Genomic DNA, 1,090 nt, shown 5'->3' with positions numbered 1-1,090 from the left:
CATGCTCGGGTACGGGAATATCAACCCGTTGTCCATCGACTACGCCTGTCGGCCTCGCCTTAGGTCCCGACTTACCCTGGGCGGATTAGCCTGGCCCAGGAACCCTTGGTCATCCGGCGGCAGAGTTTCTCACTCTGCATTCGCTACTCATGCCTGCATTCTCACTCCCACACCCTCCACGACTGGCTTCCGCCGCCGCTTCCCTGGATGCAGGACGCTCCCCTACCCATCCACACCACTAGACAACACCCTCAAGGAGTGAAGCCGATGTATTGCATGAATGACACAGCTTCGGCGGTGTGCTTAAGCCCCGCTACATTGTCGGCGCAGGACCACTTGACCAGTGAGCTATTACGCACTCTTTCAAGGGTGGCTGCTTCTAAGCCAACCTCCTGGTTGTCTGGGCAATCCCACATCCTTTCCCACTGAGCACACACTTAGGGGCCTTAGCTGGTGTTCTGGGCTGTTTCCCTCTCGACGACGAAGCTTATCCCCCGCCGTCTCACTGCCACGCTCTCACTCTACGGTATTCGGAGTTTGGTTGATTTCGGTAACCCGGTAAGGCCCCTAGACCATCCAGTAGCTCTACCCCCGCAGAGAAACACGTGACGCTGCACCTAAATGCATTTCGGGGAGAACCAGCTATCACGGAGTTTGATTGGCCTTTCACCCCTACCCACAGCTCATCCCCTCAGTTTTCAACCTAAGTGGGTTCGGGCCTCCACGACGTCTTACCGTCGCTTCACCCTGGCCATGGGTAGATCACTCCGCTTCGGGTCTAGACCACGCGACTCACACGCCCTATTCAGACTCGCTTTCGCTACGGCTACCCCACACGGGTTAACCTCGCCACGCAGCACTAACTCGCAGGCTCATTCTTCAAAAGGCACGCCATCACCCAACAAAGCAGGCTCTGACGGCTTGTAGGCACACGGTTTCAGGTACTCTTTCACTCCCCTCCCGGGGTACTTTTCATCTTTCCCTCACGGTACTCGTCCGCTATCGGTCTTCAGGAAGTATTTAGGCTTACCGGGTGGTCCCGGCAGATTCACAGCAAATTCCACGAGCTCGCTGCTACTCGGGAACACCA

The 1,090-nt window shown here is 56.8% G+C and carries 1 rRNA gene; it reads right to left on the bottom strand.

From position 1 onward, the window contains the following. A 23S ribosomal RNA gene (locus tag AB0N03_RS52510) occupies positions 1–1,090 on the bottom strand; the annotation flags it as partial.

Origin of the sequence: Amycolatopsis sp. NPDC051061 (genome assembly GCF_040682935.1) — a bacterium.
Classification (GTDB): Bacteria; Actinomycetota; Actinomycetes; order Mycobacteriales; family Pseudonocardiaceae; genus Amycolatopsis.
The sequence above is the reverse complement of the archived record's forward strand: the minus strand, read 5'-3'. Positions and strand labels throughout refer to the sequence as shown.